A 21,851-nucleotide genomic window follows, 5' to 3' on the forward strand; every position below is an offset into this window, starting at 1 on the left:
GAACAGGAGAAGACCACCGTGACCACCACCACCCCTGCTCTCGTCGCCTACGACGACGCCGTGCGCCGCTACGACCCGGTGATCGGCATCGAGGTGCACGTCGAGCTCGGCACCCGCACCAAGATGTTCTGCGCGGCCGAGCAGTCGTTCGGCGCGGAGCCGAACACGCAGACCACGCCGGTGTCGCTCGGCCTGCCGGGCGCGCTGCCCGTCGTCAACGGCACCGCCGTCGAGTACGCCATCCGCATCGGCCTGGCGCTCAACTGCCAGATCGCGGAGAGCTGCCGGTTCGCGCGGAAGAACTACTTCTACCCGGACGTGCCGAAGAACTTCCAGACGTCGCAGTACGACGAGCCGATCGCCTTCGACGGCTGGCTCGACGTCGAGCTCGAGGACGGCACGGTGCACCGCGTCGAGATCGAGCGGGCGCACATGGAGGAGGACGCCGGCAAGAACACCCACGTCGGCGGCTCCGCCGGCCGCATCCACGGCGCCGAGTACTCGCTGGTCGACTACAACCGCGCGGGCGTGCCGCTCGTCGAGATCGTCACGCGGCCGATCACCGGCGCGGGGGAGCGGGCGCCCGAGGTGGCCCGCGCCTACGTGCAGGCCCTGCGCGACATCTTCCGCGTGCTCGACGTGTCCGAGGCCCGCATGGAGCGCGGCAACGTCCGCGCCGACGTCAACCTGTCGCTGCGCGCGACGCCCGACTCCCCGCTCGGCACGCGCACGGAGACGAAGAACGTCAACTCGTTCCGCTCCGTGGAGCGCGCGGTGCGGTACGAGATCTCGCGCCAGGCGGCGATCCTCGACGCCGGGGAGACGGTGATCCAGGAGACCCGGCACTTCCACGAGGAGGACGGCTCGACGTCGCCCGGCCGCGTGAAGTCCGACGCCGAGGACTACCGGTACTTCCCGGAGCCCGACCTCGTGCCCGTCGCGCCGTCGCGCGAGTGGGTCGAGGAGATCCGCGCGACGCTGCCCGAGCTGCCGCAGGCCCGGCGCCGCCGCCTGCACGACGAGTGGGGCTTCGCGGACGCCGAGATGCGCGACGTCGTCAACGCCGGCGCGCTCGACCTCATCGAGTCCACCGTCGCCGCGGGGGCCACCCCGGCCGCGGCCCGCAAGTGGTGGATGGGCGAGCTGGCCCGTCGGGCCAAGCAGGACGAGGTCGAGCTCGCGGACCTCGCGATCACGCCCGCGCAGATCGGCGAGCTGCAGCAGCTCGTCGACTCCGGCCGCATCAACGACAAGATCGCGCGCCAGGTGCTCGACGGCGTGCTCGCCGGCGAGGGCGACCCGGAGGCGGTCGTCGTGGCGCGCGGCCTCGAGATCGTGTCCGACGACGGCCCGCTCCTCGAGGCCATCGACGCGGCCCTCGCGGCGCAGCCGGACATCGTCGAGAAGGTGCGCGGCGGCAACCAGGGCCCGGTCGGCGCCATCATCGGCTCGGTGATGAAGGCGACCAGGGGGCAGGCGGACGCCAAGCGCGTCCGGGAGCTGGTGCTGGAGAGGATCGGCTGATGCGGTCGCCCGTCCTGCACGGGGAGCTCGTGCGCCTGCGCCCGGTCGAGGCGCGGGACGCCGACCGCCTCTGGGCGTCGTTGCGCGACCCGGACGGCGGTCGGCTGACGGGCATGGGCACGAACGCCGCGTCGTCGCGCGCCGAGGTGGACGCCTGGGCGGCGACCGCGGCCGACCTGCCCGGCCGGTACGACTGGGCGATCACGTCCGCCGCCGTGCGGGACGGGGAGCTCGTCAGCGACGACCTGCTCGGCGAGATCTCCCTCGACCGGGTGGACCTCGAGCTGCGATCGGCGAACCTGCGCCTGCGGATGATGCCCGACTACCGGGGCCGCGGGTACGGGCGGGAGGCGATCGGGGAGGTGCTGCGGTTCGCGTTCGACGGCGACTCCGGCCCCGGCCTGCACCGCGTGAGCCTCGCGGTGATCAGCATCAACCCGCGGGCGCGGGCCCTGTACGACTCGCTCGGCTTCCGCGAGGAGGGGCGCCTGCGCGACGCCTTCCGCGACGGTCAGGGCTGGGCGGACGCCGTCGTCATGAGCATCCTGGAGGACGAGTTCCGCGCCGCGGTGGGCACGGACTGACGTCGCCGACACGCCGTGAGCCTCCGCCACGACGCCGGCGCCCGCACCAGCGGGCGCCGGCGTCGTCGCGTCCGGGCACGATGGGTGGGCGGCTTGACCGGCTCCCTGTCGCGCCGCTAATGTCGCTAGACAGAATCTCAATTCCGAAATGCGGAAGCCAGGCACTGTTGCCGAGCCCGCGGAGCGAGGAGCGCGACGATGACCCAGCCCCAGACCACCCGCTACTACACCCCGCAGGGCGGGCTGCCCGGCCAGGAGGAGCTCCTCACCGACCGCGCGATCGTCACCGAGGCGTACACCGTCATCCCGCGGGGCGTGCTGCGCGACATCGTCACCTCCAACCTGCCCGGCTGGGACAAGACCCGCCTGTGGGTGCTCGCGCGGCCCGTCGAGGGCTTCGCGACGACCTTCGCGCAGTACGTGGTCGAGGTCTCCCCGGGCGGCGGCGCCGACCGCGGCGAGATCGAGGAGACCGTGCAGTCGGTCGTCTTCGTCACCGAGGGCACGCTGACCCTCACGGTGGGCGGCGAGGAGCACACGCTCGAGCCCGGCGGTTACGCGTACCTCGCGGCCGGCGACCAGTGGTCGCTGCACAACCGCTCGGACGCCAAGGCCGCGTTCCAGTGGGTCCGCAAGGTCTACGAGCGCATCGACGGCTACGAGGCGAAGACGTTCGTCACCCGCGAGCAGGACATCGAGCCGCGCCCCATGCCGGACACCGACGGCGCCTGGGCCACCACGCGCTTCGTCGACCCCGATGACCTGGCGCACGACATGCACGTCAACATCGTGACGTTCCAGCCCGGCGGCTCCATCCCGTTCGCGGAGACGCACATCATGGAGCACGGCCTGTACGTGCTCGAGGGCAAGGCCGTGTACCGCCTCAACGGCGACTGGGTCGAGGTCCAGGAGGGCGACTTCATGTGGCTGCGCGCCTTCTGCCCGCAGGCCTGCTACGCCGGCGGCCCCAAGCCGTTCCGCTACCTGCTGTACAAGGACGTCAACCGTCAGGTGAAGCTCGACCGCCGCTGACGCGGCACCCGCACCTCAGCACGGCCACGACCGGGCGCCCCGAACCAGGGGCGCCCGGTCGCCGTCGTTCCCGGCCGGTGCGAGAGTTTTTGCATGACCGATCAGGCAGCGGCGCCGTCGCACCCGGAGCACGAGGGCGACCGCGCGTTCTTCGGGCACCCGCGGGGGCTCATGACGCTGGCCACCACGGAGGCGTGGGAGCGGTTCAGCTACTACGGCATGCGGGCCATCCTGCTGCTGTACCTGACGGACACCGTGGCCAACGGCGGCCTCGGGATGGACGCGACGACGGGCGCCGCGTTCGTCTCGATCTACGGCACGTCGGTCTACCTGCTGTCGGTGGTCGGCGGCTGGCTGGCGGACCGGGTGATCGGCGCCCGCCGGTCCGTGCTGTACGGCGGGATCGTCATCGCCGCCGGGCACGTGGCGCTCACGGTGCCGACCTACGCCTTCTCGATGCTGGGCATCGGGCTCGTGGCGTTCGGCACCGGCCTGCTCAAGCCGAACGTCTCCTCGATGGTCGGCGAGCTGTACTCGCGCGACGACCCGCGCCGCGACCCGGCGTTCTCGATCTTCTACATGGGGATCAACCTGGGCTCGTTCTTCTCGCCGTTCGTCGTGGGCTTCGTCCAGCGGGCCTGGGGCTACCACGCGGGGTTCTCGGTCGCGGCGATCGGCATGGCGATCGCGCTCGTCTTCTTCGTCGCCGGCTACAAGTATCTCGGCAAGGCCGGCACGGACGTGCCCAACCCGATCACGCCCGAGGACCGCCCGGCCGTCGTGCGGCTCGGGCTCATCGTCGTGGGGGCGATCGCCCTGGCGACGGCGCTCGCCGTGGTGCTGGCCGGGGGCTGGGCGGTCGAGACGTTCATCGACGCCGTGTCGTACCTGGCGCTCGCCACCCCGGTCGTGCTGCTCACCGTGATGTACCGGTCGAAGCGGGTGACCGACGCCGAGCGGCCCCGGGTGATCGCGTACGTGCCCCTGTTCGTCGCGGCCATGCTGTTCTGGATGATCTTCGAGCAGGCGGCGACGACGCTGACGCAGTTCGCCGCCGACCGCACCCAGCTCCAGCTGTTCGGCATCGACCTCTCGCCCGCGTTCTTCCAGTCGATCAACCCCGCGTCGATCATCATCCTGGCGCCGGTGTTCGCGTGGATCTGGACGAAGACGGGGGACCGGCCGCCCACGGCGTACAAGTTCGTCATGGGGCTGACGCTCGCGGCGCTGTCGTTCCTGTTCCTCGCGGGGATGTCGGCCGTCTTCGCCGACGAGCAGGCCCCGCCGTGGGTGCTCATCGGGGTCTACGTCATCCAGACGCTCGGCGAGCTGTGCCTGTCGCCGGTGGGCATCGCGGCGACGACGCTGCTGGCGCCGCGGGCGTTCCGCGGCCAGGCGATGGCGCTGTGGTTCCTGTCGTCGGCCGCGGGCCAGGCGATCACGGCGCAGACCATCGAGGCGACCGAGGGGGTCTCCGACACCGCGTACTTCGGCGGGATCGGCGTCGTCGCGCTCGTGTTCGCGGGGATCCTCCTGCTGCTGGCGCCGTGGGTCACGCGGCACATCCGGCGCGCGGACGAGCTGGAGCACACCCACAGCGCCGGCGCGTCCTGACCGCGCCGGCGCCGATGGGGTCCGCCGTCAGCGCAGCCAGGTGGCGCTGCCGGGCACCGGTGAGGCGGCCCAGGCGCGGCCGAGGCCCCAGGTGTCGCCGGCGCGGGTGAGCGCGAGGGCGGCCAGCAGCGCGGTGAACACGAGGTGCTGGTCGACCAGCGGGTTCTGCGAGCCCGCGGCGAAGGGCCACGTCGACAGCCACAGCGTCAGCATGAGCAGCCCGCCCGCGACGGCCGCCACGCGCAGCCCGATGCCGAGCAGGAGGGCGAGCCCCGTGCCGAGCATCCCGAGCATGAACAGCCAGTCGACGGCCGGGCCGCTCAGCGCGGCGAACCCGCCGGCGAGCGGGCTCTCGATCGAGCCCAGGTAGCCCGCGGTGGGGGAGCTGCCCGCCACCCAGGCACGCTCGGCGGGGGTGGCGTAGCCGAGGCCGAAGGTCTTGTCGGCCACGGGCCACAGGAACACCACGGCCAGGAGGATGCGACACAGCGCCAGCGCGCGGCGTGCCGGGAGGGACGTCACCACGGCGGACGCGTCGTCCAGGGCGTGGGTGCGGTCGGTGGACGTCGTGCCGATCGTGCTGCCTGCGGCGGTCGCGGTCATGAGTGAGCTCCCTGATCGTGGTGCGCTGCGTGGTGCTGAGGTCGGTGACTCCGTGGCGGCGCTGCCCGGAGGCGGGTCGCTGCTGGTGATGCGGTTCGTCGTGGCGCGGGCCGGTTTGGACCGGTTTGCCCGCAAACGGTTGAACCGTGGACAACATGCCCCGGGTTGCCCGGGCATCGCAACCGTTCCGTGACCTTCGGAACGTTTCAGCAGGCAAACCGACCACTGTGCGGACGGATGCCCGCGATGCGGGACGCCGGGCGTAGCGTGCTCGTGCGCGCCGCCCGCGACGCGCCGCGGAACTCGTCGAAGGAGCTGACATGAGCCGTCCCCTGCGCTCTCGGACGTCCACCCACGGTCGCAACATGGCCGGTGCCCGCGCGCTGTGGCGCGCCACCGGCATGGGCTCCGAGGACTTCGGCAAGCCGATCGTCGCGATCGCGAACTCCTACACGCAGTTCGTCCCGGGGCACGTGCACCTCAAGGACATGGGCGACCTCGTGGCGTCCGCGATCCAGGAGGCCGGCGGCGTCGCGAAGGAGTTCAACACGATCGCCGTCGACGACGGCATCGCCATGGGCCACGGCGGGATGCTCTACTCGCTGCCCAGCCGCGACCTCATCGCGGACTCGGTCGAGTACATGGTCAACGCGCACTGCGCGGACGCGCTCGTGTGCATCTCCAACTGCGACAAGATCACGCCGGGCATGCTCAACGCTGCGCTGCGGCTCAACATCCCGGTGATCTTCGTGTCCGGCGGGCCCATGGAGGCCGGCAAGGCGATCGTGGCCGACGGCGTCGCGAAGACCCCGCTGAACCTCATCAACGCGATCAACTACTCCGCCGACGACAACGTGTCAGACGGCGCGCTCGCCCAGGTCGAGGAGAACGCCTGCCCCACCTGCGGCTCCTGCTCGGGCATGTTCACGGCCAACTCGATGAACTGCCTCACCGAGGCGCTCGGGCTGTCGCTGCCGGGCAACGGCTCCACGCTGGCCACGCACGCCGCCCGCAAGGAGCTCTTCCTCGAGGCCGGCCGCACCATCGTGGACCTCGCGAAGCGCTACTACGACGACGAGGACGACAGCGCGGCGCCGCGCTCGATCGCGACCAAGGCGGCGTTCTCGAACGCGATGGCCCTCGACGTCGCGATGGGCGGCTCCACCAACACGGTGCTGCACATCCTCGCCGCCGCGCAGGAGGGCGAGGTCGACTTCGACCTGTCCGACATCGAGCAGATCAGCCGCCGCGTGCCCTGCCTGAGCAAGGTGGCGCCGAACCACCCGAGCTTCCACATGGAGGACGTGCACCGCGCCGGCGGCATCCCCGCGCTCCTCGGCGAGCTGGACCGCGCCGGGCTGCTCGACCACGACGTCACGTCGGTGCACTCGCCCTCGCTGCGCGAGTGGCTCGACGACTGGGACGTGCGCGGCGGCAAGGCCACCGAGCAGGCCGTCGAGCTCTTCCACGCCGCCCCGGGCGGGGTGCGCACCACGCAGGCGTTCTCGACGTCCAACGTGTGGGAGAGCCTCGACACCGACGCCGCCGAGGGCTGCATCCGCGACCTCGAGCACGCGTACACCGTGGAGGGCGGCCTGGCCGTGCTGCGCGGCAACCTCGCCACCGACGGCGCCGTCTTCAAGACGGCGGGCGTCGACCCCGACGTCTTCCACTTCGTGGGGAAGGCCCTCGTCTGCGAGTCGCAGGAGGACGCCGTCGAGAAGATCCTCACCAAGCAGGTCCAGCCGGGCCACGTCGTGGTCGTGCGCTACGAGGGGCCGTCCGGCGGCCCGGGCATGCAGGAGATGCTCTACCCGACGTCGTTCATCAAGGGCCGCGGGCTCGGCAAGGTCTGCGCCCTCATCACCGACGGCCGGTTCTCCGGCGGGTCGAGCGGCATCTCGGTGGGGCACGTCTCGCCCGAGGCGGCCGCCGGCGGCACGATCGGCCTCATCGAGGACGGCGACGAGATCGAGATCGACGTCGACACCCGTCTCATCCGGGTCAACGTGCCGGACGAGGTGCTCGCCGAGCGCCGCGCCAAGATGGAGGCCCGCGAGAACCCGTGGCAGCCGCTGAACCGCGACCGCTACGTCTCGCCGGCCCTCCAGGCGTACGCGGCGATGGCGACGTCGGCGGACCGGGGCGCCGTCCGGGACGTGTCCCTCATCGCGCGTCGCTGACGGACGTAGGCTCCGGGCATGGTCGACCAGCCCGAACCCGGAGCCACGCCCAACGAGCGTGAGCTCGAGCCGGAGATCGTCACCGACCTGCGGGAGCGGATGACGTACGGCTCGTACCTGCACCTGGACACGCTGCTGGCCGCGCAGGAGCCGATCAGCACCCCCGCGCACCACGACGAGATGCTGTTCATCGTGCAGCACCAGACCACCGAGCTGTGGCTCAAGCTGGTGCTGCACGAGCTGGTCTCGGCCCGCGACCTGCTCGCGGCGGACGAGCTCGGCGCGGCGCTCAAGCGCATCGCCCGCGTCAAGCACGTGCAGCGCACGCTCACCGAGCAGTGGTCGGTGCTCGCCACGCTCACGCCCAGCGAGTACGCGCAGTTCCGCGGCTTCCTCGGGAACGCGTCCGGGTTCCAGTCCTGGCAGTACCGCGCCGTGGAGTTCCTGCTGGGCAACAAGAACTCTCGGATGCTGGCGGTCTTCGACGCCGAGCCGGAGGCGCGCGCCGAGCTCGCCCGGCTGCTCGGCGAGCCGAGCGTGTACGACGAGTTCCTGCGCTACCTCGCCCGGCACGGCCACGACGTGCCCCGGCACGTGCTCGACCGCGACGTCACCACGGCCCACACGCTCGACGACGACCTGGTCGAGGTCTTCCGCCGCATCTACGCGCACCCGGAGGCGGACTGGTCGGCGTACGAGACGTGCGAGGAGCTGGTGGACCTCGAGGACAACTTCCAGCTCTGGCGCTTCCGCCACATGAAGACCGTGCTGCGCATCATCGGCACCAAGCGCGGCACGGGCGGGTCCAGCGGCGTCGGCTTCCTCCAGCGGGCCCTCGACCTGACGTTCTTCCCCGAGCTCTTCGCCGTGCGCACCGAGATCGGCGCGACCGCCGGCCCGGGCGCCCGGTCGTGACCGGCTCGCTGGTCGTGCCTCCGGGCATCGCCCCGGTCGTCCTGCCGGCCGACGTCCCGCCGCAGGTGCGGCGCCGGCTGGCGGAGTCGGGCACGCTGCTGCCGCCGTTCACGGACGCGCACGTGCACCTGGGGCTCGTGGACCCGGCGCCCCTGCGGGCGCGCGGCGTCGCCGCCGTGCACGACCTGGGCGGCGTCCCGGCCGACGTCGCCGCCCTGTCGACGAGCACGGCCGACGACCCCGCGCTCCCGCGCGTCGCGTACGCCGGCGCGTTCCTCACCGCCCCCGGCGGCTACCCGAGCGACCGTCCGTGGGCCCCGGCCGGCTCGGTCGAGGAGGTCGGCGACCCGGCCGCCGCCGCGGCAGCCGTGGACCGGCAGGTCGCGGCGGGCGCCTCGTTCGTCAAGGTCGCCCTGCACGCCACGGCGGGACCGGTGCCCGACGACGCCACCCTGGCCGCCGTCGTCGGCCGGGCGCACGAGCACGGGCGTCCGGTCGTCGCGCACGCCGAGGGCCCGGGCCAGGCGGCGCGGGCGTTCGAGGCCGGCGTCGACCGCCTGGCGCACGCCCCCTTCAGCGAGCGCCTGCCCGACGAGCTGCTCGCGTCCACGGCGGCGGGCGGGGTGACCGGGCGGCCGATGACGTGGATCAGCACGCTCGACATCCACGGCTGGGGCGCTCCCACCACCGAGCACGAGGTCGCGCTCGAGAACCTGGGCCGGTTCGTCGCGGCGGGCGGCCGGGTCCGCTACGGCACCGACCTGGGCAACGGGCCCCTGCCCGTGGGCCTGAACCACCGCGAGCTCGCCGCGCTCGCGGCGGCGGGCCTCGGCCGGCGGTCGCTGCTCGTGGCGCTGGTCGGCGACGAGCCGCCCACCGGCCTCGTGTCGTTCGTGCCCGGCCCGGCGCCCGCGCGGGCCGACGACGGCGCCGTGCACGCGGCCTGGCTGGCCCGCGCCACCGTCCTCGACGTCGCGGCCCTGCGCGACCCCGCGTTCGTCCCGCCCACCGACGCCCCGCAGACCCTGGAGGAGCCGCATGACCACCACGCACCGTGACCGCGCCGCCGCGCTGGACGCGGCCGACCCGCTCGCCCGGTTCCGCGCCGAGTTCGTCGCGTCGGACGAGGTGACCGCCTACCTCGACGGCAACTCGCTGGGCCGCCCCACCCGGGCGTCGGCCGAGCGTCTCGCGCGGTTCGCGCCCGACGTGTGGGGCGCGCGGCTCATCCGCGGCTGGGACGAGGAGTGGTACGACCTGCCCCTGCGCGTCGGCGACCGGATCGGCGACGTCGCGCTGGGGGCGGCGCCGGGCCAGACGTTCGTCGGCGACTCGACCACGGTGATCCTGTACAAGCTGGTGCGGGCCGCGCTGTCGTCGCCGCGGGTGGCCGGGCGCGACGAGATCGTCCTCGACTCCGGCAACTTCCCGACCGACCGCTTCGTGCTGGAGGGCGTCGCGCGCGAGCACGGCGCCACGCTGCGCTGGATCGCCCCCGACCACGACGGCGGCGTCACGCCCGAGCAGGTGTCCGCCGTCCTGTCCGACCGGACGGCGCTGGTCGTGCTGAGCCACGTCGCGTACCGCTCGGGATACGTGAGCGACGGCGCCGAGATCACGCGCCGCGCGCACGACGCCGGTGCGCTGGTGCTGTGGGACCTGTGCCACTCCGCGGGCGCGGTGCCCGTCGCGCTGGACGCGTGGGGCGCGGACCTCGCCGCGGGCTGCACGTACAAGTACCTGAACGGCGGCCCGGGCTCGCCCGCGTTCGGGTACGTCCGCGCGGACCTCCAGGACGAGCTGGTCCAGCCGATCCGGGGCTGGATGGGCAGCGCCGAGCCGTTCGAGATGGGCCCCGCCTACGCGCCGCACGCCGGCGTGCGCCGGTTCCTGTCCGGCACGCCCGCGATCGTCGGGATGCTCGCGATGCAGGACACGCTCGACCTCCTCTCGGACGCCGGGCTCGACGCCGTCCGCGCGAAGTCGGTGGCGCTCACCCGGTTCGCGCTCGAGCTCGTGGACGACCTGCTGGTGCCCCTCGGGGTCCGGGTCGCGTCGCCGCGCGACGACGGGCGACGGGGGAGCCACGTGACCGTCGACCACGACGCCTTCGCCGACACGCTGCCGCTGCTGTGGTCCCGCGGGGTGATCCCGGACTTCCGCCGTCCGAACGGCCTGCGCCTCGGTCTGTCGCCGCTGTCGACCTCGTTCGACGAGGTCCGCGTCGGCGTCGAGGCCGTCCGCGACGCGCTGCTCGAGGTGAGCGGGCGCGTCGGGGAGCCGTGACGGGCGAGCGTGCCTAGGCTCGGGCCATGAGCGCTGACGCCGCAGCCACCCCCGACCTCAAGCCCCGGTCGCGCCAGGTCACCGACGGCCTGGAGGCGACCGCCTCGCGCGGCATGCTCCGCGCCGTCGGCATGACCGACGACGACTGGGTCAAGCCCCAGATCGGCGTCGCCAGCTCGTGGAACGAGATCACGCCCTGCAACCTGTCGCTCGACCGGCTGGCGGGCGCGGTGAAGGAGGGGGTGCACGCCGGCGGCGGCTATCCGCTGGAGTTCGGCACCATCTCCGTCTCCGACGGCATCTCCATGGGCCACGAGGGCATGCACTTCTCCCTGGTGAGCCGCGACGTCATCGCGGACTCCGTGGAGACGGTCATGCAGGCGGAGCGGCTGGACGGGTCCGTGCTGCTCGCCGGCTGCGACAAGTCGCTGCCCGGGATGCTCATGGCCGCCGCCCGGCTCGACCTGGCGAGCGTGTTCCTCTACGCCGGGTCGATCATGCCCGGCTGGGTGAAGCTGTCCGACGGCACGGAGCGGGACGTCACGCTCATCGACGCCTTCGAGGCGGTGGGGGCGTGCGCCCGCGGGCTGATGAGCACCGAGGACGTCGACCGCATCGAGCGCGCCATCTGCCCGGGCGAGGGCGCCTGCGGGGGCATGTACACCGCGAACACGATGGCGTCGGTGGCCGAGGCGATGGGCATGTCCCTGCCCGGGTCGGCCGCGCCGCCGTCGGCGGACCGCCGCCGCGACGGCTTCGCGCACCGGTCGGGCGAGGCGGTCGTCGAGCTGCTGCGGCGCGGCATCACCGCCCGGCAGATCATGACCAAGGAGGCGTTCGAGAACGCCATCGCCGTGGTGATGGCGTTCGGCGGGTCGACCAACGCGGTGCTGCACCTGCTCGCCATCGCGCACGAGGCGGAGGTGGAGCTCACGCTCGACGACTTCTCCCGCGTGGCCGACCGCGTGCCGCACCTCGGGGACCTCAAGCCGTTCGGGCGGTACGTGATGAACGACGTCGACCGCATCGGCGGCGTGCCCGTCGTCATGAAGGCGCTGCTCGACGCCGGGCTGCTGCACGGCGACTGCCTCACCGTCACCGGCCGCACCGTCGCGGAGAACCTCGCGGAGATCGACCCGCCCGACCCGGACGGCAAGATCCTGCGCGCCCTCGACCGGCCCATCCACCCGACGGGCGGCATCACGATCCTGCACGGCTCGCTCGCGCCCGAGGGCGCTGTCGTGAAGTCCGCGGGCTTCGACTCCGACGTCTTCGAGGGCACCGCGCGCGTGTTCGAGCGGGAGCGGGCCGCGCTGGACGCGCTCGAGGACGGGACGATCACCGCGGGCGACGTCGTCGTCATCCGCTACGAGGGCCCCAAGGGCGGCCCGGGCATGCGCGAGATGCTCGCCATCACCGGCGCGATCAAGGGCGCCGGGCTCGGCAAGGACGTGCTGCTGATCACCGACGGCCGGTTCTCCGGCGGCACCACCGGCCTGTGCGTCGGCCACATCGCGCCCGAGGCCGTCGACGCCGGCCCGATCGCGTTCGTGCGCGACGGCGACCGCATCCGGCTCGACGTCGCGAGCAAGACCCTCGACCTGCTGGTCGATGACGCCGAGCTCGCCGCCCGCCGGGACGGGTGGGCGCCCCTGAGCCACGGGTACACCCGCGGCGTCCTCGCGAAGTACACGAAGCTGGTGCAGTCCGCGTCCCGGGGCGCCGTCCTCGGCTGAGCGCGCGCCGGGTACGGTCGCGCCATGGGAAAGGTGCACGAGCGTATCGACGGACGGCTCCGAGAGTTCGTCGAGGCACAGCACGTCTTCTTCGTCGCCACCGCCCCGCTGGCGGCGGACGGACGCGTCAACGTCTCGCCGAAGGGGATCGACGGGACGTTCGTCGTGGTCGACGAGCACACGGTCGCGTACCTCGACCTCACCGCGTCCGGCGCGGAGACGATCGCGCACCTGCGCGAGAACGGCCGGATCACCCTGATGTTCTGCGCCTTCGAGGGGCCGCCGAACGTCGTCCGGCTGCACGGGCGAGGTCGCGTGGTCACGATCTACGACGACGAGTTCGCGGACTGGGCGCCCCGCTTCACCGAGCAGCGCGGGGCCCGGGCGGTGATCGTCGTCGACGTCGAGCGCGTCTCGGACTCCTGCGGCTACGGCGTGCCGCTGCTCGACCACGTCGGGGAGCGCGACCTGCTGCCCGCCCACATGGACCGCAAGGGCGTCGAGGGGCAGGCCGCCTATCGCCGGCGGAAGAACCGCGCGAGCATCGACGGGCTCCCCGCGTTCGACGACGACCCCGAGCCGGCCCCGGCCGCGGAGTGAGCGCCGGCGGGCGAGAGGCGCCGCGCCGGGCGATGCTGGGCGCATGAGCGACTCGATCACCCCGAGGCAGTTCACGCACAGCGACGGCGTCGCCGACTGGCAGGCCGACGACGGCTCCGCCCGGGCAGTCTTCCGCACCGGGTCGTTCGCGGCGGGAGCGCGGTTCGTCGACGCGATCGCCGAGATCGCGGACCTCGTGAACCACCACCCCGACGTGGACCTGCGCTACAGCACGGTGACCGTGCGCACGTCGTCCCACGACGCCGGGGGCCTGACCACGCGCGACGTGGACCTCGCGCGGCGCATCAGCGACGCCGCCGCGGAGCTGGAGCTCCCGGCACAGGACTGACGGCGTCCGTCACCGCGGCGACCAGGGCGTCGAGCGCCGCCTCGTAGCGGTGCCCGGGAGGGGCGCCGAACCCCACGACCACGTGCTGCGGCCCGTCGTGGGCCGCCGGGTCGCCGGGCGTCGCGTCGAGCTCCGCGAGGCCGAGGAGCCGCAGGCCGCGCGCGGCCGCCGCGCTCGCGACCGCCCGCTCCGCGACGCCGTCGGGCAGCGCGAGCAGGGTGTGCAGCCCGGCGTCCATGCCGACGAGACGGCAGCCCGGCAGACGCTGGTCGACCACCTCCTGCAGCCGGCGCCGCCGGGCGCGGTACACGGCGCGGCGGCTGCGCACGGTGCGGTCGTACCCGTGGTCGTCGAGGAAGCGGGCGAGGGTGAGCTGGCCGAGCCGGTCGGGCCGGACGCCGGACAGCCGCCGGTGGTGCGCGAGGTCCGGCACGAGCGCCGGGGGCACGGCGCCCCACGCCAGCCCGACACCGGGCGCGAGCGCCTTGCTGGCGGTGCCCGCGTAGACGACGCGGTCCGGGGCCAGCGCCTGCAGGGCTCCGACGGCGCGGCGGTCGTAGCGGAACTCCCCGTCGTAGTCGTCCTCGACGACGAGCGCGCCGGTGCGCCGCGCCCACGCGACGAGCTCGCGCCGCCGGCCGGGCCCCAGGGCGACCCCGGTCGGGAACTGGTGGGCGGAGGTGACCAGCACGGCGTCGATCCCGGACAGGGCGGCGAGCGCGGCGACGTCGAGCCCCTCGCCGTCGACGGGGACCGGGACGACGTCGAGCCCCGCCGCCGCGACGATCTCGCGGTGTGCGGCGTGCCCGAACCGCTCGACGGCGACGCGCCGCGCCCCGCGCGCGGCCAGGGTGCGGCACACGAGCGCCAGCAGCTCGCCGAAGCCCTGCGTCACCACCACGGCGCCCGGCTCGGCCCGGACGCCGCGCACCCGGGCCAGGTAGGCGGCGAGGGCGCGCCGCAGCGACTCGTCGCCGAGCGGGTCGCCGTACCCGAGGTGCGCGGCGGGGGCGTCGACCACCGCGCGCCGGGCGCTCGCGGCCCACGCCGCGCGCGGGAACGCGGACGCGTCGGGGATGCCCGCGCGCAGGTCGAGGAGGTCGGGCGCCGGCCGGGTCGGTGGCGGGGCGGCCGGAGCGACGCCGGTCGGGTGGGCCACCCACGTCCCCGCCCCGACGCGCGAGTCGAGCCAGCCCTCCGCGGCGAGCTGGGCGTACACCGCCGCGACGGTGCCGCGCGCGACGCCGAGGTCGGCCGCGAGCGCCCGCGACGACGGCAGCCGGGTGCCCGGGGCGAGCCGGCCGGTCGTCACGGCGTCCCGCAGCGCGTCCTCGAGGCCCCGACCGGGCCGCGGCGACCCGAGAGCGAGGTGCAGGTCGAGCCCGGACGACGTCGGCGTCGCCCGAGAAATGGACCAGAAATCTGTCATCGGATTGCACTGTAGCGCTGGTCCACTGCGCCGTAGCGTCGGGGACATGACCACCACCGACGTGACCACCGACATCGGCACCGGCACGACCACCGACACGGAACCTCGCACCGGGTTCGTCCGCATCGCGCGCCGCCTGGACATGGACGGCCTCGCGCCCGAGTTCTCGGCCGCGATGGGCCGGCTGGACTCCGCCGCCGCCCTGGACGCCGAACGGGCGGGCGTCGACCCCGCCCTGCGCGAGCTCGTGCGCCTCCGGGCGTCGCAGCTCAACGGCTGCGCGTACTGCGTCGACATGCACTCCCGGGCCGCCGCCGAGGTCGGCGTGGACCCCCAGCGCCTGCTGGCCGTGCCCGTGTGGCGCGAGTCGGGCTTCTTCACGGCGGCCGAGCGCGCGGCGCTCGAGCTGACCGAGGCAGTCGTCCGCGTCTCGGCGGCCGAGGTCCCGGCCCCCGTCGTCGAAGGCCTCGTGGCCGAGGTCGGGGAGGCGGCGGCCGCCGCGGTCCTCGCGCTCGTCGTCACCGTGATCGCGTGGAACGGCGTCGGCGCGACCGCGCGCTGCTGGGCGCCCGCCCGCCACGCCTGACCGGCCCGCCCCCGTTCCTCCCCGTCCGTCGCCGCGCGAGACGCCCGCCGCCACGGCAGGGTGGACCGAGGCGCGAGCCATCAGCGACGGACGGGGAGGGTGGTGCCGGCGATGCCCGACGAGATCACCGCGGCAGGGTTCGAGGCCGCCGACGGCACCACGGACTGGCGGGCCCTCGGCCGGGGCGCGAGCGCCCTGTTCCGCACCCGGTCCCCGGGGGAGGGCGCCGTGCTCCTGGAGCGGGTGCGCGTGCTCGCCGACGGTGCGGGCCACCACCCCGACGTCGACCTGCGGCCGGACGGCGTCGTGGTGCGCGTCGCGTCGCACGACGTCGACGGCCTGAGCGAGCGCGACGTCGCCCTCGCCCGGGAGGTCTCCGCGGCCGCCGCCGCTCTCGGGCTCGTCGCCGACCCCGCGGGGGTCCAGGAGGTGGAGCTGACCATCGACTCCACCGACCGCGAGCAGGTCATGCCGTTCTGGGGCGCCGTGCTCGGCCACACCCGCTCCGACGAGGACCTCGTGGACCCGCACGGGCGGTGGCCCGGCGTCTGGTTCCAGGCCATGGACGAGCCGCGCCAGCTGCGCAACCGGCTGCACCTCGACGTCTTCGTGCCGCACGACGTGCGGCAGGCGCGCGTGGACGCGGCGCTCGCGGCGGGGGGCCGCGTCACGACCGAGGAGTTCGTGCCGCACTGGTGGACGCTGGCGGACGTCGAGGGGAACGAGGCCGACGTCGTGGCCTGGGAGGGCTTCGACGAGGACCTGGCCGAGGGCCTGCTCACGCCCGAGGAGTTCCGTGCGGCGGGCGGCGTGGACGACTGGCGCGTGCTGCAGGGCGCCAGCGCCTACTACGCGACCGGCGGCTTCGACGCGGGCGTCGAGCTGGTCGTGCGCGCGGCCCGCGCGGCCGAGGAGGCGGGCGTGCCGCTGTTCGCCGACCTCCGGTACTCGGGCGCCACCCTGCGCGTCGGCCCGCCCGAGGACGGCTGGATCGACGCCGGCCGGCTGCGGGTGGCGCAGCAGGCGCAGGCCGCCGCGCGCGACCTCGGGCTGCGCGCCGACCCCGCCGTCCTGCGCGACGTGCAGCTCACGTTCGACGCGCTGGACGTCGGCGCGGTGCGCCGGTTCTGGGCGGCGGCACTGGGGTACGAGACCCGCGGGGAGACCGACCTGTACGACCCGCTGCTGCGCGGACCGTCGGTGTTCCTGCAGCCGCTGGGCGAACCGCGCGAGCAGCGCAACCGGATCCACGTGGACGTCATGGTCCCCGCCGACATCGCCGACGCCCGCGTGGCGGCGGCCGTCGCGGCGGGTGGCACCCTCGTGCGGGAGGCAGAGACGCCGTTCTGGCGCACGGTCGCCGACCCGGAGGGCAACGAGGTGGACATCGCCGTCGTCCCCGGTCGCGCGGAGGCGTCGGGCGGGTGAACTCCCGAGACGGGGTCAAATCCGGGTAGCGAGGGCCTTTCGTCAGCGTCAAGCCTGCTCTATCCTCCCTGGCAGCGCCGTCGTCCGACGGGCGCGACCGGGAGGCCGCGTCCGCGGCCACAGGGAGGTGGCGGTGACCGTGCCCGACGGCGGAGGGCTCGCGATCGAGACGCGAGGGCTGCGCAAGACGTACCGCAGCGTGCGGGGGAGGTCGGTCGGGGTCGAGGGCCTCGACCTGCAGGTGCCGGTGGGCGGCGTGCACGGGTTTCTCGGGCCCAACGGGTCCGGGAAGACGACGACGATCCGGATGCTCCTGGGACTGGTCCGGCCCGACCGGGGGACCGCGACGATCTTCGGCCACGAGGTGCCGAAGCGGCTGCCGGAGGTCGTGGGCCGGGTGGGCGCCATCGTGGAGAGCCCGAAGTTCTTCCCCGCGTTCAGCGCCCGTCGCAACCTGCGGCTGCTCGCCGACGCGATCGGCGCGCCCGCGGGCCGCGTGGACGCCGTCATCGACGAGGTGGGCCTGACCGGGCGGGCGAAGGACCGGTACAAGGGGTACTCGCTGGGGATGAAGCAGCGGCTCGCCATCGCCGCGACGCTGCTCAAGGACCCCGACCTGCTCATCTTCGACGAGCCCACCAACGGCCTCGACCCCGCCGGCATCCGGGAGATCCGGCAGACCATGCGCAGCCTCGCCGACCAGGGCAAGACGGTGCTGGTCTCCAGCCACATCCTGGCCGAGGTCGAGCAGATCGCGGACACGGTGTCGATCGTGGCCCGCGGGCGGCTCGTCGCCGCGGGCCGGGTTGCCGACCTCGTGGGCGGCGGGTCCGCCACGCGGTCGGTGCGCCTGCGCGTGGCGCCCCCGGACCTGACCATCGCCACCAGCGTGCTCGAGACCGGCGGGCTGCTCGTGCGCCGGGAGCACGACGCGCTCGTCGTCGACGGCGCGGCCGACGCAGCCCAGGTGAATCGCGCGCTCGGCGAGCGCGGCGTCTGGGTGCACGAGCTCACCCCGCTCCAGGCGGACCTCGAGTCCGTCTTCCTCGGCCTCACCGCGCACGAGACGCCCGGCGGGCACACCCACAAGGGCGGCCGCACCCGGCGGGGCGGCCCGTCGCCCGAGCCCGCGCACGCGGCGGCGTCGGGCGACGCAGCGGGGACGACGTCGGAGGTGGACGCATGAGCCGCCTGCTGCGCGTCGAGCTGCGCCGGCTGGGGGCGCGCCGGCTCACCTGGTGGGCCCTGGCCGGGCTGCTGGCGGTCGCCTGCCTCACGGCGTTCTCGGTGTACGGGTCGGCGCGGCCGCCGTCCGCGCAGGAGATCGCCTGGGCCGAGGACGCCTACCAGCAGGAGCTGGAGAACTGGGAGGAGACGGGCGAGGAGCAGGTCGCCCAGTGCGAGGAGGGCGCCGAGAGCGAGGGCGCGACCCCCGAGGACTGGGGGTGCGACGACCTCGCGCCGCGGCGCGAGTGGTTCCTGCCGCCCGAGCCGACGTTCGTCCGGGACGAGGTGGACCTCGGCGACGCGTCCGCGCTCGAGGCGCTGGCAGAGGAGACCGGGTCGTCCACGGACCCTGCCGTGGCAGCCGTCAACGCGTCGATGTGGAACGGCTGGGAGACCGGGACGCCGAAGATCGCGACCAGCGCGCTCGCCGTCCTCGCGGTGGTCTTCGTGCTCGGCGTGAGCTTCGTGACCGCGGAGACGAGCTCCGGCGCCCTCGGCATGTGGCTCACGTTCGAGCCCCGCCGCCGACGGGTCTTCTGGTCCAAGGCGGCGGCCGCGGGGATCGGCGCCGTCCCGCTGACCGCGCTCGGGGTGGCCGCGACGGTCGCCGCGGTCTACGCCGTCTACGCGGGCTTCGGCACGCTCGGGGACCTCACGGCGTCGCGGTGGGTCGAGATCGCCGAGCTCGGGGGCCGCGTCGTGGTCGCGGGGGCGGCGTTCGCGATGATCGGCGTGGCGCTCGGAGCGCTCTTCCGGAACGCGGCCGCCGCGATCGGGGCGGGGGCCGTCCTGGCCGTCCTCGGGGTGGTCGCCAGCGGCGTCGCCGACGCCGCGCAGCGGTGGAACCCGGCGGTGAACCTCACCGCCTGGATCGAGGGCGGGGCGGTGTACAGCCACCCGGTCTGCGCGCCCGCCGAGTCCGGCGTCGTCGAGTGCCCCTGGGTGGAGGAGGCGGTGTCGCAGACGCAGGGCGGCCTCTACCTGCTGGCGCTCACCGTGGTGCTCCTGCTCGTGTCCGTCCTCGTGTTCCGCCGGCGCGACGTGAGCTGACGGGAGACGTCCCGGTGCGCACGTCGCGAGCCCGGTGTCCGCATGATGGGACACCGGGCTCACGACGTGACATCGCCGGGGCGCGGGCGTAACGTTCGATCCGTGCAGACGATCCTCGTAGTACTTCTTCCCGGGCGCGCCGACTAGGCCCACGCACCAGGCTTCGTCAGCGCGCTCACCCCTCGTCAGTCCCGTCATCCCGGGACCGGGGGGTTTTTCATTGCAGCGACACCCCGCGCCAGACCCTTCGCCCGCAAGACCGACCGGCAGGAGAGACCGATGGTCCAGCCGAACCCGACCCCCGCCCAGGTGGCCGCCCGCACCGCGCCGCGCGGCACCGACCGAGCAGCCGACCGCACCGTCTCCGGCGAGGAGGTCACCGGCGCCGAGTCGATCGTCCGCTCGCTCGAGTCGGCCGGCGTCGAGAACGTCTTCGGCATCCCGGGCGGGGCGATCCTTCCGCTCTACGACCCGCTCATGGACTCCCAGCAGATCCGCCACGTCCTGGTGCGGCACGAGCAGGGCGGCGGGCACGCGGCGCAGGGCTACGCCCACGCGACGGGCAAGGTCGGCGTCACGATGGCGACCTCCGGGCCCGGCGCCACCAACCTCGTGACGCCGCTCGCCGACGCGCACATGGACTCCGTCCCGCTGGTCGCGATCACCGGCCAGGTGGCGCAGAACCTGATCGGCACGGACGGGTTCCAGGAGGCGGACATCGTCGGCATCACGATGCCGATCACCAAGCACTCCTACCTGGTCACCGACCCGGCGGAGATCCCGCGGACGATCGCCGAGGCGTTCCACATCGCGTCGACCGGCCGCCCCGGCCCGGTGCTGGTGGACATCGCGAAGTCCGCGATGACGGCGAGCACCACGTTCTCCTGGCCGCAGGAGCTGTCGCTGCCCGGCTACCACCCGGTGACGAAGCCGCACGCCAAGCAGATCCGCGAGGCCGCGAAGCTGCTCGCGACGGCCCGCCGGCCCGTGCTGTACGTGGGCGGCGGTGTCATCCGCTCGGGTGCCTCGGAGGCCCTGCGCCGGCTGGTCGACACCTCGGGCGCGGCCGTCGTCACGACGCTCACCGCCCGCGGCGCGGTGCCCGACAGCCACCCGCAGCACCTGGGCATGCCCGGCATGCACGGCACCGTCCCCGCCGTGGCGGCGCTGCAGAAGGCCGACCTCGTGGTGGCCCTCGGAGCCCGCTTCGACGACCGCGTGACCGGCCGGCTCTCGAGCTTCGCGCCGCACGCCGCCGTCGTGCACGCCGACATCGACCCCGCGGAGATCGGCAAGAACCGCCCGGTGGACGTGCCGATCGTCGGCGACCTGCGCGAGGTCATCGCCGACCTGGTGCCGGCCCTCGAGGCCGAGCACGCCAAGGTGGGCAAGCCCGACCTGGGCGCCTGGTGGCACCAGCTCGACACCTGGCGCGAGACCTACCCGCTCGGCTACAGCGCCACCGACGACGGCCACCTGGCGCCGCAGCACGTCATCTCGCGGCTCGGCGAGCTGGCCGGGCCGGACGCCATCTACGCCGCGGGCGTGGGGCAGCACCAGATGTGGGCGGCGCAGTTCATCCGCTACGAGCACCCGCGCACCTGGCTGAACTCCGCGGGCCTGGGCACCATGGGCTTCGCGGTCCCGGCCGCGATGGGCGCCAAGGTGGGCCAGCCCGACCGCGAGGTGTGGGCCATCGACGGCGACGGCTGCTTCCAGATGACCAACCAGGAGCTCGCGACCTGCGCGATCAACGACATCCCCATCAAGGTGGCGCTGATCAACAACAGCTCGCTCGGCATGGTGCGGCAGTGGCAGACGCTCTTCTACGACGAGCGCTACTCCAACACCGACCTGCACACCGGGCACGGCACCCGCCGCATCCCCGACTTCGTGAAGCTTGCCGACGCGTACGGCTGCGAGGGCATCCGCGTGGAGCGCGAGGACGAGGTCGACGCCGCGATCAAGCGGGCCCGCGAGATCGACGACCGCCCCGTGGTCATCGACTTCCAGGTCTCGCGCGACGCCATGGTGTGGCCGATGGTCGCCGCCGGCGTGCCGAACGACGACATCCAGTACGCGCGCGGCATCTCGCCCGCGTGGGACCGCGAAGACTGACCGGCCGACGAGCAGAGACGGAGCCACCCATGTCGCGTCACACCCTGTCCGTGCTGGTCGAGAACAAGCCGGGCGTCCTCACCCGCGTCTCCGCGCTGTTCGCGCGCCGGGCGTTCAACATCCACTCCCTGGCCGTGGGCCCCACCGAGCACGAGGAGATCTCGCGCATCACCGTGGTGGTCGACGTCGAGGAGCACCCCCTCGAGCACGTGACCAAGCAGCTCAACAAGCTGGTCAACGTCATCAAGATCGTCGAGCTCGACCCCGAGTCGTCCGTGCAGCGCGAGCTGCTGCTCGTCAAGGTGCGGGCCGACGCCGCCGCGCGGGCGGGGGTGCTCGAGGTCGTCGAGCTGTTCCGCGCCCACGTCGTGGACGTCGTGCCCGACACGGTCGTCGTCGAGGCGACCGGCACCGCCGCCAAGCTGTCCGCGCTGCTCGCGGCCCTGGAGCCGTACGGCGTCCGCGAGATCGTGAAGTCCGGCACCCTCGCGGTGGGCCGCGGCTCGCGGTCCATCACCGACCGAGCGCTGGAGCGCGTGCGCACGGCCTGACGCCGAGCGCGTACCGTCACCCCTGCCGGTGACCAT

19 protein-coding genes are annotated in these 21,851 nt (G+C 73.9%); 17 read left to right on the forward strand and 2 right to left on the reverse strand.

What is annotated here, in order from left to right; translation table 11 throughout:
• The first annotated feature begins 18 nt into the window (after positions 1–18).
• The 4 genes from gatB to AAG589_RS00100 all read left to right on the forward strand — a co-directional run bounded on the left by gatB (position 19) and on the right by AAG589_RS00100 (position 4,754).
• Positions 19–1,524: an Asp-tRNA(Asn)/Glu-tRNA(Gln) amidotransferase subunit GatB gene (gene gatB / locus AAG589_RS00085; RefSeq protein ID WP_430565219.1), complete on the forward strand. Its 1,506-nt coding sequence runs from the start codon at positions 19–21 to the stop codon at positions 1,522–1,524.
• Entirely contained in the window at positions 1,524–2,108 is a 585-nt protein-coding gene (locus AAG589_RS00090) for a GNAT family N-acetyltransferase (protein ID WP_430565220.1), read from the forward strand. The genes gatB and AAG589_RS00090 overlap by 1 nt, the downstream gene beginning before the upstream one ends.
• A gap of 198 nt (positions 2,109–2,306) precedes the next feature.
• Entirely contained in the window at positions 2,307–3,140 is an 834-nt protein-coding gene (locus AAG589_RS00095) for a bifunctional allantoicase/(S)-ureidoglycine aminohydrolase (protein WP_430565221.1), read from the forward strand.
• 93 nt (positions 3,141–3,233) lie between these two features.
• The gene (locus tag AAG589_RS00100) at positions 3,234–4,754 is read left to right on the forward strand and encodes a peptide MFS transporter (RefSeq protein WP_430565222.1); all 1,521 of its coding nucleotides are present in this window, start codon (positions 3,234–3,236) and stop codon (positions 4,752–4,754) included.
• A gap of 27 nt (positions 4,755–4,781) precedes the next feature.
• Here the strand turns inward: AAG589_RS00100 and AAG589_RS00105 are convergent, their stop codons facing one another.
• On the reverse strand, positions 4,782–5,357 hold the full coding sequence (locus AAG589_RS00105) for a DoxX family protein (RefSeq protein WP_430565223.1): 576 nt from the start codon (positions 5,355–5,357) through the stop codon (positions 4,782–4,784).
• Between the two features lie 320 nt (positions 5,358–5,677).
• Between AAG589_RS00105 and ilvD (AAG589_RS00110) the strand changes: the two genes are divergently transcribed.
• From ilvD (AAG589_RS00110) to AAG589_RS00140, 7 genes are read left to right on the forward strand one after another with little or no spacing between them, the layout of a single operon-like run.
• Entirely contained in the window at positions 5,678–7,540 is a 1,863-nt protein-coding gene (gene ilvD / locus AAG589_RS00110; RefSeq protein ID WP_430565224.1) for a dihydroxy-acid dehydratase, read from the forward strand.
• An 18-nt stretch (positions 7,541–7,558) separates the two neighbouring features.
• Positions 7,559–8,455, forward strand: coding sequence for a tryptophan 2,3-dioxygenase (locus AAG589_RS00115; RefSeq protein WP_430565225.1), 897 nt, complete (start codon positions 7,559–7,561; stop codon positions 8,453–8,455).
• A complete protein-coding gene (locus AAG589_RS00120) occupies positions 8,452–9,513 on the forward strand; it encodes an amidohydrolase family protein (protein WP_430565226.1) in 1,062 nt (353 codons plus the stop codon). Before AAG589_RS00115 ends, AAG589_RS00120 begins: the two co-directional genes overlap by 4 nt.
• Complete coding sequence (locus tag AAG589_RS00125) at positions 9,494–10,741, forward strand: kynureninase (RefSeq protein ID WP_430565227.1); 1,248 nt, start codon at positions 9,494–9,496, stop codon at positions 10,739–10,741. Before AAG589_RS00120 ends, AAG589_RS00125 begins: the two co-directional genes overlap by 20 nt.
• A gap of 26 nt (positions 10,742–10,767) precedes the next feature.
• A complete protein-coding gene (gene ilvD, locus AAG589_RS00130; protein ID WP_430565228.1) occupies positions 10,768–12,477 on the forward strand; it encodes a dihydroxy-acid dehydratase in 1,710 nt (569 codons plus the stop codon).
• 24 nt (positions 12,478–12,501) lie between these two features.
• Positions 12,502–13,077, forward strand: coding sequence for a pyridoxamine 5'-phosphate oxidase family protein (locus AAG589_RS00135; protein ID WP_430565229.1), 576 nt, complete (start codon positions 12,502–12,504; stop codon positions 13,075–13,077).
• Positions 13,078–13,120: 43 nt separating this feature from the next.
• Positions 13,121–13,426: a 4a-hydroxytetrahydrobiopterin dehydratase gene (locus AAG589_RS00140; protein WP_430565230.1), complete on the forward strand. Its 306-nt coding sequence runs from the start codon at positions 13,121–13,123 to the stop codon at positions 13,424–13,426.
• Here AAG589_RS00140 and pdxR read toward each other — a convergent pair.
• Positions 13,383–14,855 (reverse strand): MocR-like pyridoxine biosynthesis transcription factor PdxR, encoded by a 1,473-nt coding sequence (pdxR, locus tag AAG589_RS00145; protein WP_430565231.1) that lies wholly within the window; start codon positions 14,853–14,855, stop codon positions 13,383–13,385. The two genes, AAG589_RS00140 and pdxR, sit on opposite strands and share 44 nt — an antisense overlap.
• Before the next feature lie 46 nt (positions 14,856–14,901).
• Here pdxR and AAG589_RS00150 point away from each other — a divergent pair, with 46 nt between their 5' ends.
• The 6 genes from AAG589_RS00150 to ilvN all read left to right on the forward strand — a co-directional run bounded on the left by AAG589_RS00150 (position 14,902) and on the right by ilvN (position 21,815).
• The gene (locus tag AAG589_RS00150; RefSeq protein WP_430565232.1) at positions 14,902–15,441 is read left to right on the forward strand and encodes a carboxymuconolactone decarboxylase family protein; all 540 of its coding nucleotides are present in this window, start codon (positions 14,902–14,904) and stop codon (positions 15,439–15,441) included.
• 111 nt (positions 15,442–15,552) lie between these two features.
• A complete protein-coding gene (locus AAG589_RS00155) occupies positions 15,553–16,869 on the forward strand; it encodes a VOC family protein (RefSeq protein WP_430565233.1) in 1,317 nt (438 codons plus the stop codon).
• 133 nt (positions 16,870–17,002) lie between these two features.
• Positions 17,003–18,055, forward strand: a complete 1,053-nt coding sequence (locus AAG589_RS00160; protein ID WP_446719656.1) for an ABC transporter ATP-binding protein — start codon at positions 17,003–17,005, stop codon at positions 18,053–18,055.
• Positions 18,052–19,146 (forward strand): ABC transporter permease subunit, encoded by a 1,095-nt coding sequence (locus tag AAG589_RS00165; protein WP_430565234.1) that lies wholly within the window; start codon positions 18,052–18,054, stop codon positions 19,144–19,146. Before AAG589_RS00160 ends, AAG589_RS00165 begins: the two co-directional genes overlap by 4 nt.
• A 279-nt stretch (positions 19,147–19,425) precedes the next feature.
• Positions 19,426–21,264, forward strand: a complete 1,839-nt coding sequence (locus AAG589_RS00170) for an acetolactate synthase large subunit (RefSeq protein ID WP_430565235.1) — start codon at positions 19,426–19,428, stop codon at positions 21,262–21,264.
• 29 nt (positions 21,265–21,293) lie between these two features.
• Positions 21,294–21,815 carry an acetolactate synthase small subunit gene (ilvN, locus tag AAG589_RS00175; RefSeq protein ID WP_430565236.1) on the forward strand — a complete coding sequence of 174 codons (522 nt, stop codon included), beginning with the start codon at positions 21,294–21,296 and terminating at the stop codon, positions 21,813–21,815.
• The last annotated feature ends 36 nt before the right edge of the window (positions 21,816–21,851 follow it).

It is taken from the genome of Isoptericola sp. F-RaC21 (assembly GCF_038593535.1).
In the GTDB taxonomy this organism is placed as follows: Bacteria; Actinomycetota; Actinomycetes; order Actinomycetales; family Cellulomonadaceae; genus Isoptericola.

What these genes read in the sequence shown, in the direction of transcription:
- AAG589_RS00090 (WP_430565220.1), top strand. Translation starts at nt 1,524, where the DNA reads ATGCGGTCGCCCGTCCTGCACGGGGAGCTCGTGCGCCTGCGCCCGGTC.
- AAG589_RS00095 (WP_430565221.1), top strand. Translation starts at nt 2,307, where the DNA reads ATGACCCAGCCCCAGACCACCCGCTACTACACCCCGCAGGGCGGGCTG.
- AAG589_RS00100 (WP_430565222.1), top strand. Translation starts at nt 3,234, where the DNA reads ATGACCGATCAGGCAGCGGCGCCGTCGCACCCGGAGCACGAGGGCGAC.
- AAG589_RS00105 (WP_430565223.1), bottom strand. Translation starts at nt 5,357, where the DNA reads ATGACCGCGACCGCCGCAGGCAGCACGATCGGCACGACGTCCACCGAC.
- ilvD (WP_430565224.1), top strand. Translation starts at nt 5,678, where the DNA reads ATGAGCCGTCCCCTGCGCTCTCGGACGTCCACCCACGGTCGCAACATG.
- AAG589_RS00115 (WP_430565225.1), top strand. Translation starts at nt 7,559, where the DNA reads ATGGTCGACCAGCCCGAACCCGGAGCCACGCCCAACGAGCGTGAGCTC.
- AAG589_RS00125 (WP_430565227.1), top strand. Translation starts at nt 9,494, where the DNA reads ATGACCACCACGCACCGTGACCGCGCCGCCGCGCTGGACGCGGCCGAC.
- ilvD (WP_430565228.1), top strand. Translation starts at nt 10,768, where the DNA reads ATGAGCGCTGACGCCGCAGCCACCCCCGACCTCAAGCCCCGGTCGCGC.
- AAG589_RS00135 (WP_430565229.1), top strand. Translation starts at nt 12,502, where the DNA reads ATGGGAAAGGTGCACGAGCGTATCGACGGACGGCTCCGAGAGTTCGTC.
- AAG589_RS00140 (WP_430565230.1), top strand. Translation starts at nt 13,121, where the DNA reads ATGAGCGACTCGATCACCCCGAGGCAGTTCACGCACAGCGACGGCGTC.
- pdxR (WP_430565231.1), bottom strand. Translation starts at nt 14,855, where the DNA reads ATGACAGATTTCTGGTCCATTTCTCGGGCGACGCCGACGTCGTCCGGG.
- AAG589_RS00150 (WP_430565232.1), top strand. Translation starts at nt 14,902, where the DNA reads ATGACCACCACCGACGTGACCACCGACATCGGCACCGGCACGACCACC.
- AAG589_RS00155 (WP_430565233.1), top strand. Translation starts at nt 15,553, where the DNA reads ATGCCCGACGAGATCACCGCGGCAGGGTTCGAGGCCGCCGACGGCACC.
- AAG589_RS00165 (WP_430565234.1), top strand. Translation starts at nt 18,052, where the DNA reads ATGAGCCGCCTGCTGCGCGTCGAGCTGCGCCGGCTGGGGGCGCGCCGG.
- AAG589_RS00170 (WP_430565235.1), top strand. Translation starts at nt 19,426, where the DNA reads ATGGTCCAGCCGAACCCGACCCCCGCCCAGGTGGCCGCCCGCACCGCG.
- ilvN (WP_430565236.1), top strand. Translation starts at nt 21,294, where the DNA reads ATGTCGCGTCACACCCTGTCCGTGCTGGTCGAGAACAAGCCGGGCGTC.